Here is a 1187-nt window from a genome sequence, read left to right on the forward strand (position 1 = left end):
GCTATCCATCTGCCGGGAGTCAACTACTGCGAGACACCGCCAAGCCCGCAGGAGGGCATCTGGCACAGCGTAAAGACCCCCAGAATCCCCTTGCCCTGATAGTCAAAAAAAGTTAACTATCTGCATGCCTTGCCCTGACAAGCCAGCAGTCTGGAACTGGAAGCCTCTAACCAAGGGAGATACGCGCTTGGCTACTCAGATCACCGAGTCCACATCTGACACCGATCTTTCAAGGGTCGAGGTTATCATTGAGCCTTATGGCAGCGACACCGCATCGCTTACCTTGGACTCCAATGCAACCGGAGTCACCTTGACCACTACCACGGCAGGCGCTTGGGATTACACCATCGACGCCATTGCATCTGCCAGCACTGACACGCTTACTCCGGGCTACTACACCGTGACCCATCGAGTCACAGACACGGCTGGAACCGTCACCACCGTGTCCAAAGGAACTTGGCGCATCCTCGAAAAGTAAGAACCAATGGCTTTAACCTTCACCGTCACAGAAGCAGACCGCACCTTGACCTTCACAGTCAGGGAAGGCGTAGGTCCTGCTGGGCCTAATAACATCACCACGTCAACGTCTACGAATGGGACAGGCGTTCTAAAGGGTGATGGGTCAACCATTTCATTTCAAAGCCCCACATCGGACGGTGACGCCAATCCTGAGACCGTATTGCAGACGGATGCTAACGGCGACATCAAGTTTACCTCACTAGAAGCCAACCACGCAGACTTTAGCGGCTCTAATCCAGCCTCAGTCGAGGGCCGCGTGTATTACGACGCTACCGAAAAGACCCATTGCGCGGTTAATGACATTACCACCTCAACGCTAAACATTGGGCATGAGGCGTGGGTTCGCGTGGTCAACAATACCGGCAGTCCGATCACAGACGGACAGGCGGTATACATCAACGGTAACGACGTTCCTACCGGGCTGCCTACAATAGCTTTGGCTCAAGCAGATTCTTCCGCAACAGCCAATGTTCTGGGTGTCACGACGGTAAGCATTGCCGACGGCGCAGAAGGGCTTGTCACCGCATGGGGCAAGGTCCGCGACCTGAACACAAGTGCTTTTGGCAACGGTGATCTGCTATATCTTTCCCCCTCTGTAGCTGGTGGTTTCACTAACGTAAAGCCAACACGTCCTGACAGGATTGTGGAAATTGGTTTTGTAACCAAGG

General features: G+C 53.8%; 2 protein-coding genes. Both read left to right on the top strand.

Annotation, left to right across the window (positions count from 1 at the left end; genetic code table 11):
• Nucleotides 1–187 precede the first annotated feature (187 nt).
• Nucleotides 188–478, top strand: a complete 291-nt coding sequence (locus V6D20_11830; GenBank protein HEY9816469.1) for a hypothetical protein — start codon at nucleotides 188–190, stop codon at nucleotides 476–478.
• A gap of 6 nt (nucleotides 479–484) precedes the next feature.
• Nucleotides 485–1187: hypothetical protein (locus V6D20_11835; protein ID HEY9816470.1), on the top strand; the 703-nt coding region annotated here is incomplete at its 3' end.

This window comes from Candidatus Obscuribacterales bacterium, assembly GCA_036703605.1.
In the GTDB taxonomy this organism is placed as follows: Bacteria; Cyanobacteriota; Cyanobacteriia; order RECH01; family RECH01; genus RECH01.